Source organism: Vogesella mureinivorans (assembly GCF_007644035.1).
GTDB lineage: Bacteria > Pseudomonadota > Gammaproteobacteria > Burkholderiales > Chromobacteriaceae > Vogesella > Vogesella mureinivorans.
On record NZ_VMTV02000998.1, the window covers coordinates 1 to 296 of the forward strand.

Genomic DNA, 296 nt, shown 5'->3' on the forward strand with positions numbered 1-296 from the left:
AACCCTCCATTATCTAGCTGAATAATATGTAAATCTTTTGGATATTTTTGGGCAAATAACTCTAAGAACTTCTCAAAACATATAGTATCTAAATGACTGAATTCATAGAAAAAACTTTCTCCGGTCAGGGGTTCTACTAAACCATACATCCACAAATATACAAAATCCCCTTGAACTATTCCCTTTGGCTTAATTCCTTTTCCTGTTAGCTTTCTTCTTTTGATTGTATGCAGACCCATTCGACTCTCATCTTCACACCAATACCGAATATTTTTCCACTGAGCAAGAAAACTAGA

Annotated in this window: 1 pseudogene; it reads right to left on the bottom strand. The window is 34.5% G+C overall.

Features of this window, described 5'->3' with window-relative positions:
- A pseudogene (locus tag FLQ44_RS21880) lies at positions 1-296 on the bottom strand (IS630-like element ISMae27 family transposase); the annotation flags it as partial.